The organism is Neorhizobium sp. 05N33 (genome assembly GCF_056397445.1).
The window spans coordinates 470,393-485,385 of sequence record NZ_JBFTNK010000004.1 but is presented as its reverse complement, the minus strand read 5'-3'; the positions used below and the strand labels follow the sequence as shown (position 1 = coordinate 485,385).

12 protein-coding genes are annotated in these 14,993 nt (G+C 60.8%); 2 read left to right on the top strand and 10 right to left on the bottom strand.

Annotation, left to right across the window (positions count from 1 at the left end; all coding sequences use genetic code 11):
* Window positions 1–21 precede the first annotated feature (21 nt).
* Window positions 22–1,023, top strand: coding sequence for a zinc ABC transporter substrate-binding protein (locus AC1DLT_RS14710; protein ID WP_477487208.1), 1,002 nt, complete (start codon window positions 22–24; stop codon window positions 1,021–1,023).
* A 96-nt stretch (window positions 1,024–1,119) separates the two neighbouring features.
* Here AC1DLT_RS14710 and AC1DLT_RS14705 read toward each other — a convergent pair whose 3' ends face one another.
* From AC1DLT_RS14705 to AC1DLT_RS14660, 10 genes are all read right to left on the bottom strand, one after another.
* On the bottom strand, window positions 1,120–1,452 hold the full coding sequence (locus tag AC1DLT_RS14705) for an RcnB family protein (protein WP_477487207.1): 333 nt from the start codon (window positions 1,450–1,452) through the stop codon (window positions 1,120–1,122).
* 217 nt (window positions 1,453–1,669) lie between these two features.
* Window positions 1,670–3,277 (bottom strand): glycoside hydrolase family 43 protein, encoded by a 1,608-nt coding sequence (locus tag AC1DLT_RS14700; protein ID WP_477487206.1) that lies wholly within the window; start codon window positions 3,275–3,277, stop codon window positions 1,670–1,672.
* 178 nt (window positions 3,278–3,455) lie between these two features.
* A complete protein-coding gene (gene mgrA / locus AC1DLT_RS14695) occupies window positions 3,456–4,499 on the bottom strand; it encodes an L-glyceraldehyde 3-phosphate reductase (protein ID WP_477487205.1) in 1,044 nt (347 codons plus the stop codon).
* Window positions 4,500–4,567: 68 nt separating this feature from the next.
* A complete protein-coding gene (locus AC1DLT_RS14690; RefSeq protein WP_247034555.1) occupies window positions 4,568–5,701 on the bottom strand; it encodes a Gfo/Idh/MocA family protein in 1,134 nt (377 codons plus the stop codon).
* A 23-nt stretch (window positions 5,702–5,724) separates the two neighbouring features.
* Window positions 5,725–6,486, bottom strand: a complete 762-nt coding sequence (locus AC1DLT_RS14685) for a sugar phosphate isomerase/epimerase family protein (RefSeq protein WP_477487204.1) — start codon at window positions 6,484–6,486, stop codon at window positions 5,725–5,727.
* 24 nt (window positions 6,487–6,510) lie between these two features.
* Window positions 6,511–8,943, bottom strand: a complete 2,433-nt coding sequence (locus AC1DLT_RS14680) for a glycosyl hydrolase 2 galactose-binding domain-containing protein (RefSeq protein ID WP_477487203.1) — start codon at window positions 8,941–8,943, stop codon at window positions 6,511–6,513.
* A gap of 259 nt (window positions 8,944–9,202) precedes the next feature.
* Window positions 9,203–10,315 carry an ABC transporter ATP-binding protein gene (locus AC1DLT_RS14675; protein ID WP_247034561.1) on the bottom strand — a complete coding sequence of 371 codons (1,113 nt, stop codon included), beginning with the start codon at window positions 10,313–10,315 and terminating at the stop codon, window positions 9,203–9,205.
* 5 nt (window positions 10,316–10,320) lie between these two features.
* Window positions 10,321–11,250, bottom strand: coding sequence for a carbohydrate ABC transporter permease (locus AC1DLT_RS14670; protein WP_247034574.1), 930 nt, complete (start codon window positions 11,248–11,250; stop codon window positions 10,321–10,323).
* Between the two features lie 10 nt (window positions 11,251–11,260).
* Window positions 11,261–12,163 (bottom strand): carbohydrate ABC transporter permease, encoded by a 903-nt coding sequence (locus AC1DLT_RS14665; protein ID WP_477487202.1) that lies wholly within the window; start codon window positions 12,161–12,163, stop codon window positions 11,261–11,263.
* A gap of 99 nt (window positions 12,164–12,262) precedes the next feature.
* Window positions 12,263–13,498, bottom strand: coding sequence for an ABC transporter substrate-binding protein (locus AC1DLT_RS14660; protein WP_477487201.1), 1,236 nt, complete (start codon window positions 13,496–13,498; stop codon window positions 12,263–12,265).
* 414 nt (window positions 13,499–13,912) lie between these two features.
* Between AC1DLT_RS14660 and AC1DLT_RS14655 the strand changes: the two genes are divergently transcribed.
* On the top strand, window positions 13,913–14,965 hold the full coding sequence (locus AC1DLT_RS14655; protein WP_477487200.1) for a LacI family transcriptional regulator: 1,053 nt from the start codon (window positions 13,913–13,915) through the stop codon (window positions 14,963–14,965).
* The last annotated feature ends 28 nt before the right edge of the window (window positions 14,966–14,993 follow it).

The following is a 14,993-nucleotide window of genomic DNA, read 5'->3' as shown; positions in this document are numbered from 1 at the left end:
TATGGAATACAAGGACGCAGCATGAAACTGGCTTCGATCTTCCTCCTCTCCTCCGCGGCATTTTTCGTGGGTGCAGGCCAAGGCTTGGCGGCGCCGGACGTGGTGGTTTCGATCAAGCCGATCCACTCGCTCGTCGCCTCGATCATGAAGGGTGTCGGCGAGCCGAAACTGATTGTCGATGGCGCCGCCTCGCCCCATACATTCTCGCTGAAACCCTCCAATGCCGCGGCCATCGAAAGCGCCGACATGATCTTCTGGATCGGCCCCGGTATCGAGGCCTTCCTTGAAAAGCCGCTGGATGCGCTGGCGGCCTCGGCAACGGTGATCGAGCTGGAGGATGCACCCGGATTGCAAAAACTGCCCTTCCGCGAGAGCGGCGCCTTCGAGGCACACGATCACGGACATGAGGCCGAGGACGCACATGAACATGGCGACCATGAGCACGGTGATGACGACCATGCCGCCGAAAACCATGCCGAACACGAGCACGACGGGCATGGCGGTTTCGACACGCATCTCTGGCTCGACCCGATGAATGCCAAGGCGATGGCTGCGGAAATCGAAAAGACGCTGGTCGGCGCCGACCCGGCGAATGCCGCCACTTATCAGGCGAATGGCGCTGCGCTAATGAAGGATCTCGACACGCTTGATAGCGAGCTCAAGGCCACGATCGCGCCGGTCAAGGACAAGCCCTTCATCGTCTTCCATGATGCCTATCAATATTTCGAGAATCGTTATGGGGTGAGCGTCGCGGGTTCGATCACCGTCAGCCCCGAGACCATGCCCGGCGCCGAACGCGTCGGCCAGATCCAGAAGAAGGTGAAGGAGCTCGGCGCCGCCTGCGTCTTCGCAGAACCCCAGTTCGAGCCGAAGCTGGTGGCAGTGGTGACGGAAGGCACGCCTGCCCGTTCAGGAACACTCGACCCGGAAGCGGCGACGCTGAATCCCGGTCCCGGCCTTTATTTCGAGCTGATGCGTGGGCTCGCGAACTCCATGAAGAATTGCCTGTCGCAGGGGACGTAAGGTCGGGCCACGAAAAGTGCGACCGCCGATACGCGTAGCGGCGAACGTGCGAGGCCTGCGGGAGGGAAGGCAAATACCCCCGCAGGCCGATCTTTCTCAGCGAGCCACGATGAAACTCGAGATCACGCCGCTCGCAATGCCGACCAGCAGGAAATCGTTGTCGACCTTGACCCAGTGATAACCGCGCGGCGGAGCCGACAGGCGGTAACGGCGATAGTCGCGGATTTCCGCCATGCGGCGACGCTCGGCAGTCGTCATGCGATGGCCCTTGGACCAGCGCGGCTTTACGACCACGACCTTCTTCTGAACCGTCACCGTGCGAGTCACGGTCCTGGTCCGCTCTGGAGGCGAATGACGATCCTGCGCCTGGGCCGCAAGTGGAGCGGCAAGCACGGTTGCGGAAAGAAGGATTGCAAAGAACTTTTTCATTGGGTGTTTCCTCGTGTTGACCACGCTCGGAAACTAGGACCCAAACGATGAACCGTATCTGAACCATCGCATTACATTTCTGTAATGAAATTATATGCTTCCGGTAATCTCCTAAGAATCGGGGTTTACTGTATTAGCAAATTCAAAAATCGAAGCGCATGATCTCAGCTCATAAGAATGGATTGACGATCGTCAAATTTTCGATCCGCCGACATAACTACAGCGCCTCATAAACGAAATAGTCGAAATCTGCTGTCTTCGCACGCCCCGATGTATCAAAGGCGTACATGCCAACAAATGCGCCGGTGAAGGAGYCATGTTCGCCGCGGCCGCCCTCGTCGGAGATGACGCCGGCATCGAGCACCGGGCCAAGTTCCTGCCAGTCGTTGGAGCCGCCGGCGCGCCAGAAGAATTGCAGGTCGTTGTCGCGGATCTCCATGGCGAGATCCACCAAGCCATCGGGCACGGAAACGCCGCTTCCTGCCGGAAAGCTCATGCGCCCGTGCGGAAAATCACCCGGGCAGGAGAAGATCGTCACCACGCGGCCGAGCTTTTCGTGCAGGGTCACCACCAGCGAATGGAACTTGTGGCGATTGTAATAGTGCGTCAGGCCCGCGACCTGCTGATACGTCTCGGGTGAGAAATCGACTACCGTCTCGGCGCGGAAGGAATGATGCTCCTGACGGCGGGCGACCAGCGATTGTTCTAACCAGGACCCGATGCTTTCGCGGCCGAAAAGGCGCAAGTGACCGGGACGCTCGGTGATGCTGAACAGCCGTTCCGGATGAGGCGTGCGCAGCCATTGGAATTCCGGTGGCAGGACCTTGTCGTCGAACGAGCGCTCGATGCGGGCAGGCTGCTCGATACGGCTGGCATCGCCCGGTGCCGGCACGTCGACATCCGGCACGACGCCGCCCTGGGCGAGATAGAGCCAGTCGTCCTCCCAGATGCATTTCTGGATCGCGGTCTCGCGGCCGAGCGTGCAGCGGCGTTGTGGGGCCAACGGCCGGCCGCAGAGATGGGTGTGGTACGCTTCGCCTTCAGGCGTTTCAACGTATTGGCCATGGCCGGCACGTTGCAGAACGGCTTTCGGATGGTCCTTCGAGGTAATGAGGTGCGTCTGCGGATGCATCTCGTACGGCCCGTCGATCGAACGCGCGCGCGCCATCGTGACGGCATGGTCATAACCGGTGCCACCCTCGGCAGTCGTCAGGTAATACCAGCCGTTGCGCTTGAACACATGCGGACCCTCGACCAGGCCGAGCGAGCTGCCGGCGAATATGTTTTTGATCGGACCCTTGAGCGCCCTTGTCTCGAAATCCCACTCCTGCAGCAGGATGCCGTCAAAGGCCGGATGTTTCGGCGCGCCGCCGTAACTCTCGGTGCGGTGGTTCCATTGCATGTTGAGGAACCACTTGCGGCCGTCGTCGTCATGGAAGAGCGTCGGATCGAACCCGGAGGAGTTCACATAGACCGGATCGGACCATTCGCCCTCAATGGTTGGCGAGGTGACGATGTAGTTGTGGGCGTCCTTGAAATTGCCATCGAAGCGTTTGACGTCCGTATAGACCAGGAAAAACAGCCCGTCGGAATAGGAAAGGCACGGCGCCCAGATGCCGCAGCTGTCGGGATTGCCGCGCATATCGAGTTGGCTTGCCCGCTCCAGCGGCCGGCGCTTGAGCGTCCAGTTCACCAGGTCGCGCGAATGATGGATCTGCACGCCCGGATACCATTCGAAGGTGGAGGTGGCGATATAGTAATCCTCGCCGACGCGGCAGATGGACGGATCAGGATTGAAGCCCGGCAGGATGGGGTTGTGGATCATGTTCTCCTCCCAAAATAGAAACTGTGTCCTTGCCCCTCGTCCGGCTGCCGCCACCTTCTCCCCGCTTGCGGGGAGAAGGACTTCGGAGCGCCGGCCGTGCCACATCTCCCTTCTCCCCATCAGAACGGGGAGAAGGTCCCGGCAGGGGGATGAGGGGCAGCTCGAAGCCGCCCTTACCTTACCGCGCCGGCCCTGCCCGTTCGGCCGATTTGGCCCAGAGGTTGATGTCGGCATCCTTGGCATAGGTGTCGATCTCGGCGAGTTCAGCCGCCGTGAACTCCAGATTGTCGAGCGACCTGACGCAGTCCTCGACCTGTTCCGGACGGCTGGCGCCGATCAGCGCCGTGGTCACGCGGCCTCCGCGCAGCACCCAGGCAAGCGCCATCTGCGCCAGCGTCTGGCCCCGCTTTTCGGCGATTGCGTTGAGCGCCTTGAGGTTGGCGATGTTCCGGTCGTTCAGGAAGGCAGGCCGCAGCGACTTGCCCTGCGCAGCACGGCTGTCTTCCGGAATGCCGCCGAGATATTTCGAGGTCAGCATGCCTTGCGCCAGCGGCGAAAAGACGATCGAGCCGATGCCGAGGTCTTCCAGAGTATCGAGCAGCCCATCTTCCTCGACCCAGCGGTTGATCATCGAATAGCTCGGCTGGTGGATGAGAACAGGCGTGCCGAGTTCCTTCAGGATCGCGGTTGCTTCCTGGGTGCGCTTCGAATTGTAAGACGAGATACCGACATAAAGCGCCCTGCCCGAGCGGACGATGTGATCGAGCGCGCCGCACGTCTCTTCGAGAGGCGTATCCGGGTCGAAGCGGTGCGAATAGAAGATGTCGACATAGTCGAGACCCATCCGCCTCAGGCTCTGGTCGCAGGAAGAGATCAGGTATTTGCGGCTGCCCCATTCGCCATAAGGACCCGGCCACATGTTGTAGCCGGCCTTCGACGAGATGATCAGTTCGTCGCGATACCCCTTGAAATCCTCGCGCAGGATTTGGCCGAAGGCGGTCTCGGCGCTGCCGGGCAGCGGGCCATAGTTGTTGGCGAGATCGAAATGGGTGACGCCAAGATCGAAGGCCTTGCGAGTGATCGCGACCTTGCGTTCATGCGGCGTGTCGTCGCCGAAATTGTGCCAGAGGCCGAGCGAGATCGCCGGGAGTTTTAGTCCCGAACGGCCGCAGCGGTTGTATTTCATGGTTTCGTAGCGGTTGGACGCTGGTTGCCAAGTCATGGTCGTTTCCTCCGAATGAAATGCGGCGCGCCCATGTCTCAAGCGGTGCGCGCCGCATTCATAGCCGATCAGCGCAGAAGCGCCAGCGCCTCGTCGATGCCGAGCGCCGCCGGCTGGGTGCAGGTGGTCGAAAGCTCGATGAACCGCCCTTCCTCACCGGATTTCAGGATTGACGTCATCACGTCGACGCCGTGGAGCGTGCGCTCCAGCGAGCAGCGGGCATCACGGCCTTCGATCAGCGCCATCGCCATGTCCGCAAGACCGGCTGTGCGGTAGTTGGCGCGTGGTCCCTGCGGATGTTCCTGGTTGTTGATTCCGAACGGATGATCCCAAGGGTCCAGCGGCTGGATATCCTTGTTGCGTCCACTCGCTTCGACAGTGCCGCCGAAGAAGTTCGGATCGGGCACGAAGATCGAGCCCTCGGTGCCGTAAAGCTCCATATTGGCGTGGCGGTGCGACCAGACATCCCAGCTTGCCGACAGCGTGATCGTCGCGCCGTTGACGAATTCGAGCAGCGCATGGATGTTGGTCGGCGTCTCGACCGGGATCACCTGGCCCTTCAGCGGTTCGCTAGTGACGAGGCGGGTCGGGTTCGCCATCGATGTCAGTGCCCCGACCCGTTTCACCGGACCGAGGAAGTTGATGAGGTTGGCGATGTAATAGGGTCCGAGATCGAGGATCGGCCCACCGCCTTCGAGGAAGAAGAAGCCGGGATTGGGATGCCACATTTCCATGCCCGGACTCATCACGTGGCAGGTGCCGGAGGTGATGCGCCCGACGCCGCCTTCGTCGATATATTTGCGGGCGAGCTGGTGCGCACCGCCGAGGAAAGTGTCCGGCGCGCAGCCCACCGACAGACCCTTCTCCCTAGCGAGCGCCTGCAGCGCCTTGCCTTCCTCCAGCGTGATGACCAGCGGCTTTTCCGAGTAGACGTGCTTGCCGGCTTCGAGGATCGCCTTGGAGACGGCGAAATGCGCCGCCGGTATGGTCAGGTTGACGATCACGTCGAGCTCGTCATTGGCAAGCATCTGCTCGATCGACTGCGCCTTGACGCCGTATTCCTCGGCGCGCATTTCGGCCGCGTGCTCGTTGAGATCCGCGCAGGCGAGAACCTTCAGGCCTTTGAAGAGCGGCGACAGTTTGAAGTAAGTGGTAGAAATATTGCCGCATCCCATGATGCCGACGCCAAGTTCCTTGGGCATGGAAAACTCCGGAATTCCTGTGATCAATAGGTCTTGAAGGAAGCGATCGACCGCGTCAGCAACCGATCGAGATCCTTCGGGTTATCGTGTTCGAGGACGTAATGTTTTGCGGACGTCTTTTTGAGCGCCGCCATCAGGTCCTTCCACGGAACGGTGCCGTGGCCGACATCGGCCCAGCCGTCCTCATCCGCGTTTTCGCCGGCCGGCGCGATGTCCTTGACATGGACGGCGGTAATGCGTTTGGCGTAGCTCTCGATCCAGGCGAACGGATCGGCGCCGCCGCGGATCACCCAGGCGATATCCGCTTCCCAGGCAAGGTCAGGACCACCGGCAAGAATCTGCTCCTGCGGGGTCGAGCCGTCCGGCAGGGTCTTGAACTCGAAATCGTGGTTATGCCAGCCGAACGTGTAGCCGGCATCCCAATAGCGTTTGCCGATGTTCTGCAGCCGCTGGCCGAAGGCAAACCAGCCGGCGGCATCGGTCGGCCGCTGATCGGCGACGAGGTGCGGGCAATAGATTGCCTCGACGCCGAGCGTCCTGGCGATCAGCAGCGCCTGTTCCGGCTCCTTTTCGAGAAGGTCGAGGCCGAAATGGCCGGTCGGCATGGTCAGGCCATTGGCATCGAGATCACCCTTGAGCGTCTTCAGGCCTGCTTCGTCAAGCGTCGCATAGATGCCGCCATAACCTTCGACTTCCGTATAGCCGGCCTGCGCAACCTTCTTCAGGACATCCGAGAGCGGCGGAAAGTTGCGTGCGCAATAAAGCTGAAAACCGAGTTTCGTCATGGTGTTCCTCCCTTGATAGAGACCTCAGCCTGCCGCCTGGCAGGAATAGAGGTCGTAGATGCGGAATTGCGGGATCGCGTCCGTCGGGACGGCGGGCGTGAAGCGAATGCTGCGGCTCTCGCCGGCGGCGAGATCGAAAGCGTTATCGGAATAACGGCCGGGCGTGCCGCTCTCGATCAGCACGAAAAGGGCGAGGGCTTCGGCCTTGACGACGAGATCAAAGGCTCCATCACTGGATGGAGACGCGGCAAGCTCAAGCCCTGCCGGTTCGAGCTCCAGCGCCTTATAGCTGCCCGGTACATGATGCCCCTCGCCACTCATGCCGTTCGACGCGGCGAAGCTCCAGGCGAGGATCCCCCCCTCGGGAATATCTGCGGTCGGTAACATCAGTACGGTCACGGCCGCATCTGGCGTGCAGACGGATTCCACACGCCGAAGCGAGCTGCGTTCGCCCTTGAGCGTCAGGAGCGAAAGATTGAGCGTCACCGTCACATTCTCCGCCGTGTCGTTGACGAGCGAGAAGCGGATTTCCCGGGCGTCATCGGACGGGATCGCCGCAACCGTAACCGGCTGGAAGAAGCGCTTCGCCATATAGTGCAGCACTTTCCAGCTGCCGCCATAGTCGAGGCTGGACCAGGAGGCGACCGGCCAGGTGTCGTTGAGCTGCCAGTAAAGCGCACCCATCGTATGCGGCTTCAGCGACCGCCAGAAATCCACGGCGGTCTTGATCGCCAATCCTTGCTGTACCTGACTGAGATAGACGAAATTGGCGAAATCCGTCGGAAAGCGGAAGTTGCGGAACATCGTGCCGGCGATGCGCTCGTTGCCACCGACGTTCTTCTGGTGATGCTCCATGACCGGCGAGGCGATATTCATGTCCTTGGCCGCGGCATAGGTCTCGATGACCGGCAGCGACGTATAGGACTGGAAGCCGAATTCCGAGCAGAAGCGCGGGCGGACAGAGCGGTAATTGTCGAATGGCTTGTTCTCGTGCCAGACGGACCAGTAATGCATGTCGCCCGAACCGTCCGCATGCCAGGCGTCGCCGTAATCGAGATAACCGGAAGCAGGGCTGGACGGCCACCAGATGGCATCGGGCGCGGCCTTGTCGAGCGCCTGTTCGATGACCCGGTTCAACCGGTCGTAGGAGACGAGGTAGCGGTCGCGGTTCTCGCGGGATTCCGGAAACCATGTCAGCGCGCCGACAAGTTCGTTGTCGCCGCACCAGAGCACGATGGAGGGATGCGAGATCAACCTGCGGGCCTGGTACTCGACTTCCGCCGCAACGTTTTCGAGGAAATCGGGCGTCGATGGATAGAGATTGCAGGCGAACTGAAAGTCCTGCCAAACCATTAGGCCGAAGCGGTCGCAGAGATCGTAGAACCAGTCCGCTTCATAAAAGCCGCCGCCCCAGACACGGATCATGTTCATGTGAGCATCGACCGCGGAGCGCAGCAGGTCCTCGGTCTTCTCCCGGCTCGATAAGGAAAACAGCGCGTCGGCCGGGATCCAGTTGGCGCCGCGGCAGAAGATCTCGCGGACATTGACGCGGAAGGCGAAACGGCTGCCGGCCTCGTCCGGGTCGGTCAGCATCTCGACGGTCCTGAGGCCGATCTGGCGGGTGATGGCTTCGGTGGGGGTGCCGACCGTCAATTCGTAGAGCGCCTGTTCTCCGCTGCCGGAGGGCCACCAGAGCTTCGGGTCGTCGATGTGAAAGAGGTGAGTCACCGTCGTTTCGCCGGCGCGCACGCCGCAATCGAGCCGGACCCGTTCGTCTCCGAACGAGAAGAACACCGGCAGCACGCCCTGCCCTTCGGCATGAAGCGTCACTGTGACAACGAGATCGACCTCGCCCGCCTCATGTCTCTGGCTGGTGACGATGTGTTCGATACGGGCGGTTTCGAGCTTCTTCAGCGCGATTTCGCCGTAAAGCCCGAGCGGCGCCAGCGCGACATTCCAATCCCAGCCGAAATGGCATTGCGGTTTGCGCAGCATATTGCCGTTCGGGATCGGCGAATTGGTCGTGGAATAGGGAATGTAGAAGGGCTGCCGCGCCTGGCGCTCCGCCCCTTCGGCGATGCTGGAATGGAAAAGGATGCGGACCGTGTTCTCGCCAGCCTTCAGCGCCTTCGACACGTCCGGCCGGTAACGGCGAAAACAGTTGTCTGCCTGAAGCACCGGGACGTCGTTGACGAAGACGGTCGCGACCGTATCGAGGTAGGTGATGTCGAGATACCAGGAGCCCGCGGGATCATCGAGGGTGAAGCGCCGCTCGACCGTCCAATCTTCGTTGGCAACCCATTGCACCTCATTCTCGTTGCGGCCGAAATACGGATCGGGAATGATGCCGGCCGACTTCAGCGCAGTGTGAACGTCGCCCGGGATCGGCATCTGGGTGCGATGCGTTCCGTCGGCAGAGGCGAGCTGCCAGGAGCCGGATAGGTCGATCGTGGTCATTGCACCGGTCCGCAAAATTCATGGCGTGCCGTGCCAGCCCCCCTCTGTCCTGCCGGACATCTCCCCCACGGGTGGGGAGATTGGCTGGGGGCCTGTTCACCAGTCCCACTATAAACGCCGGGGATGGCGAGACGTTGCAGCGAGTCGATCTCCCCCCTTGTGGGGGAGATGTCCGGCAGGACAGAGGGGGGTATTACCTGCCGCGACGACAATTGCCCCAAGGGCAATCGGCCCATCTGCAACTGGCTGCACGCAAACATCATATCCGCTCTTCCGTTCCCGCGTCGAACAGAGAAGCCATGCTCATGTCGAAGGCGAGGCGCACCTTGGCGCCGACGGCGTAACGCCGTGCGCCGCCGATGCGAACAGACATCACGTGGCCGGCATGTTTCAGCCATAGCAGGTTGTCGGCGCCCATCGGCTCCTCGATATCGACCACCGCCTCATGGATTTCGCCGCCGGTGATATCGCCATCCACCTTGATATGCTCCGGACGGGCGCCGAGGATGACCTGGCGTCCGGGTTTCAGCGGTTCGGAGGCATCATAGCCATCCAAGGAGAAACTGACGCCATTGGTCTTGAAGACGGTATGATCGCCCTCCTCCGCCAGTTCTCCTTTCAGAAAATTCATCGACGGGGAACCGATGAAGCCGGCGACGAAACGGTTCCTGGGCCGGTTGTAGATCGTTACCGGATCGTCGAGCTGCTGAATGACGCCGCTCTTCATGATGGCGATACGGTCGGCAAGCGTCAGCGCCTCGATCTGGTCGTGGGTGACGTAGATCATCGTGTTCTTGAGCGCCTGATGCAGCCGCTTGATCTCGACGCGCAGTTCGGAGCGCAGTTTTGCGTCGAGGTTCGACAACGGCTCGTCGAACAGGAAGACGTCGACATCGCGCACCAGCGCCCGGCCGATCGCGACGCGCTGGCGCTGGCCGCCGGAGAGTTCCGAGGGCTTGCGCTTCAAGAGCGGCTCGATCTGCAGAATGCCGGAAGCGCGTGCCACGCGGCGGTCGATCTCGTCCCTCGGAACCTTGGCAACGCGCAGGCCGAACGAGAGGTTCTTCTCAACCGTCATCTGCGGATAGAGCGCGTAGGACTGGAACACCATGCCGATGCCGCGGTCCTTGGGCTCTTCCCAGGTGACGTTCTTGTCCTTGATGAATATCTGGCCCTCGGTCGGCTCCAGAAGTCCGGCGATGCAGTTCAGCAGCGTGGACTTGCCGCAGCCCGACGAGCCGAGCAGGACCAGGAACTCGCCGTCATGGATGTCGAGGTTAAGGTTTTCCAGCACCTTGACCGAGCCGAAGGACAGCGACAGTTCTCGGATGGAAACGCTGCTCTGAGTGCGCGTGGAAACATTGTTGAGCATCAGGCTTATCCTTTGACTGCGCCGGCCGCGATGCCGCGGACGAAAAGCCGGCCGGAAACGAAATAGACGATCAGCGGAACCGCACCCGTCAGCAGCGTCGCCGCCATGTTGACGTTGTATTCCTTCACGCCCTGAACTGAATTGACGATGTTATTGAGCTGTACGGTCATCGGATAGGTATCCGGACGGGTGAACACCACGCCGAACAGGAAGTCGTTCCAGATGCCGGTGGTCTGCAGGATCATCGAGACGACGAAGATCGGCAGCGACATGGGCAGCATGATCCGCAAATAGATCTGCCAGAACCCTGCCCCGTCGATGCGCGCCGCCTTGAAAAGTTCTTCCGGCAGCGAGACGAAATAGTTGCGGAACAGCAGCGTCTGGATCGGCATGCCGAAGATCGAATGCACCAGAATGAGACCGTAGAGCGTGCCGTAGAGGCCCATTTCGCGCAGCACGATGACGATCGGATAGATCATCACCTGATAGGGGATGAAGGCGCCGACGATCAGGATCGTGAAAAAGATCTCCGAACCCTTGAACCGCCAGTTGGCGAGCGCGTAGCCGTTCACCGAGGCGATCGCGATCGACACGATCACCGATGGCACGGTGATCCGAACCGAGTTCCAGAAGCCGCGCGAAAGACCGTCGCAGTTCAAGCCCGTGCAGGCCTGCGCCCAGGCCTTCACCCAGGGCTCGAAGGTGATCTCCATCGGCGGCGAGAAGATATTGCCGAGACGAATTTCGGGCATGCCCTTCAGCGACGTGACGACCATCACATAGAGAGGCAGGAGGTAATAAAGTGCCGCGAGGCCCAGCGCGCCATAGACGATGACGTTGCGCGACGAGAGAACCTTGCGGGGGCGTTTTCCCTGCGGACCGGCTTCCAGCCGGGAACCGGCCGGCCCGGAGATGGCGGCCCCAGAAATGGGCATCGTGAGTGATTTATCCACGCTTGCGTCCTCCGAATTCGAGATAGGCCCAGGGAACGATGATGATGGCGACGGCGAGCAGCATCATCGTGGATGCGGCAAAGCCCTGGCCGAGGTTCTGGGCGAAGAACATGTAGTCGTAGACGTATTTGGCAGGCACGTCGGAGGCGATGCCGGGTCCGCCGCTCGTCTGCGCCACGACAAGGTCGTAGATCCTGACGATGCCGCTGGCGATGATGACCAGGGTAGTGACGAAGACCGGCCTCATCATCGGGATGATGATGAAGAGGTAGGTCTTCCACATGGGGATGCCGTCGACGCGTGCGGCCTTCCAGATGTCCTCGTCGATGCCGCGAAGCCCCGCAAGCATCAGGCACATGACAAGCCCCGTCCCCTGCCAGAGTGCAGCGATCAGGATGCCGTAGATGACGATATCGGAATTGTAGAGCGGGTCGAAGGTGAAGCTCGTCCAGCCAAGCGAGCGGATGACAGATTGGACGCCGAATTCAGGATTGAGGATCCACTGCCAGACAAGGCCGGTGACGATGAAGGACAGCGCGAACGGATAGAGGAAAATCGTCCGGAACGTGTTTTCGAACCGGATCTTCTGGTCCATCAACGCGGCCAGCAGGAAGCCGATGGTCAGGCTGAAAATCAGCGACAGGCACCCGTAGGTCGCCAGATTCTGGATCGAGACGATCCAGCGCGGCGTATCCCAGAGCCGCTCGTACTGTTCCAGGCCGACGAAGGACAGGCGTGGCAGGAGCTTGGAATTTGTGAAGGAATAAACGACGGTCCAGATCGTGCCGCCGAGGAAGATCACCACGGCCGTCAGCATCATCGGGATCGAGGCAATCTTCGAATTGAGATTGCGGAATAATTGGTTGGGTCGGCCGGGCTGAGTGTGCGCCGCCATGGTCAACTCCTCTGGATGGCAAAGGCTGCTGGAAGCGAGCCACCACCGGCCCCGCCCCTTTCGGACGCGGTGCCGGCTGTTGGATCGCTGTCTGTCGGATCAACCGGCCTTGGAGAAAATAGCCACGAAGCGCTTCTGGGCTTCCTCGGCAGTGATCGAGGTATTGGCGAAGAACTGCGACATCAGGTCTTCCAGCTGCTTCTGCGTATCCTGCGTGATGAGCTGGTCGGTGCTGGTGACGACATTGCCCTTGGCAAGGATCTCGAGGCCCTTCTTCATGCAGTCGTTGGCGGCCGCAAGATCGACGTCGCCACGCACCGGCAGCGAGCCCTTCTTGAGGTTGAAGGCAACCTGCGTCTTGGCATCGAGAAGCGTCGAGGCAAGTACTTCCTGCGCTTTCGTCTTCGCCGCATCCTTGAGGACCGGGAAGTAGAAGGCGTCACCGGCGGTCGAGATGATCTCGTTCACGCCGAGGCCCGGCAAGCAGGTATAGTCGACACCGGCTTTTTTGCCGGCCAGCTGGAATTCGCCCTGCGCCCAGTCACCCATGATCTGACCGCCGGCCTTGCCGGTGATGACCATATTGGTCGCCTGGTTCCAATCCTGGACGTTGGTGCCCTTCGACATCTTGCGGGCGTCGTCGGCTGCCTTGAAGACCTTGGCCATTTCCGGACCAGCCGCAACCTTTGCGTCCTTGTCGCCATAGACCTTCTGGTAGATCTCCTTGCCGCCGATCGCGACCGTCAGCACGCTAAACAGACCGGTCGACTGCCAGGCCTGACCGCCGACTGCGAGCGGTACGATGCCTGCCTTTTCAAGCGCCGGAGCCGCTGCGACATATTCGTCCCAGTTCTTCGGAACCGCAACGCCCGCCTTCTTGAAGGCGTCGTTGGAAAGCCACAGCCATTGCCAGGAATGGATGTTGAGCGGCACGCAATAGATCTTGCCTTCGAAAGTGCAGGATTTCAGCAGGCCCGCAGGGCGGACGATCTTGTCCCAACCTTCCTTCTTGGCGAGATCGGTGAAGTCGCGCATCAGGCCGGCCTGGACCAGTTCCTCGGCCTGGCGGCCGTGGTTGAACTGGGTGGCCGCCATCGGATCGCCGCCGGTGATACGGCTGATCATGATCGGACGGGCGGTACCGCCGGAACCTGCAATCGCGCCGTCAACCCATTTGTTGCCGGTCGCGTTGAAAGCCTTGGCGAGTTCCGCGACAGCGGCAGCCTCGCCCCCGGACGTCCACCAATGGGTGACTTCGAGATCGGTGGCGTGAGCCGCACCAAGCGGCAGCATCACGGTTGCGGCAAGAACAGCCGCCATAGAACGAATATTCATGAGTCTCCTCCCTCACTGAAACGTTGCCGTAAAAACGTAGGGCAATCCCGGATATCGCGCAACCGGTTTTGTCGGAAAAAATTTGTTGGCGCAGAGAATGCAACCTGAAGAAGATACCACCGTATTTCGACGGTCAGCGAATTTGTTCTTCAAGGGGACGAACAGCCACGTAACAGGCGTCAATTCGCCGATATCAGGCAGCCTACCTTTCGCGCCTGCAAAAATTTATTTCGCATCTGCGTTGTGCAACTCAGAGGAAGGTGGTTCCTGTATTGGGCAAAATTCCTCTCGACATTTTACCTGTATCGTTTCAGTTATAATTTTCGTGTTGGAGGACAGGGAGGTGTCGCGACGTTTCCAGGCAAGCTTGGGCCCTTTATAGTGGCCACCTGACTCGGGCAGCGACGGCAAATCATGGATGACAGCGGAAGATCTAGGACGGGCGGAACGCAGACGGCGGTCCGTGAACGTCCTACCTTGAAAACAATCGCCTATATGACGGGCCTCGGCATCACCACCGTTTCACGTGCGTTGAAAGATGCGCCGGATATCGGCGCCGACACCAAAGAACGCGTCCGCCTTGTTGCCAACCAGCTCGGCTATCAACCGAACCGCGCCGGAGTGCGCCTCAGAACCGGCAAGACCAACGTCATCGCCCTCGTGCTCAGCATCGACGAGGAGCTGATGGGCTTCACCAGCCAGATGGTGCACGGCATTTCCGAAGTGCTGGGCGGCACGCAATATCACCTCGTGGTGACGCCGCATTCCTTTCAGAAGGACCCGATGGTGCCGGTACGCTATATCCTCGACACCGGCTCGGCGGACGGGGTGATCATCTCGCGTATCGAGCCCGACGACGCGCGGGTGCGGCTGATGACGGAGCGGAATCTGCCCTTCGTCACCCACGGCCGCACCGACATGGGGATCGTCCATCCCTATCACGACTACGACAACGAGGCTTACGCCTATAAGGCCGTTCAGAAATTGGTAGGGAAAGGCCGTCGGAGGATTGCGTTCCTGTCGCCGGGAAGCCGCTTCTCGTTCTACGTCCACAGTCGCGTGGGCTTCGAACGCGGGCTTGCCGATTTCGGTGCAACCGAAGTGCCGATGGGCCGGGTGACCAGCGAGACGCCGCTTGAAGAAACACGCGCCTACGCGGAACGGATGATGCGCGCGGCCGAGCCGCCGGATGGCATCATTTCGATCAGTGGATCGGCGACGATCGCACTGGTGGCCGGGCTCGAAGCCGCCGGCAAGAAACTGGGCCACGACGTCGACATGGTATCGAAACAGTCGGCCGACTTCCTCAACTGGATTCGCCCGGAGATCTATACGGTCAGCGAGGATGTTCGCCAGGCCGGGCGCGAACTCGCCAAGGCCCTGATGGCGCGCATCGACGGCGTCGGCCCGGAACTGCTACAGAGTGTCGCAAAGCCCGTCTGGTCGAAGATGGCGCCGAAGGACTGAAACGCAAAACGCCCGCCGGATTGGCGGG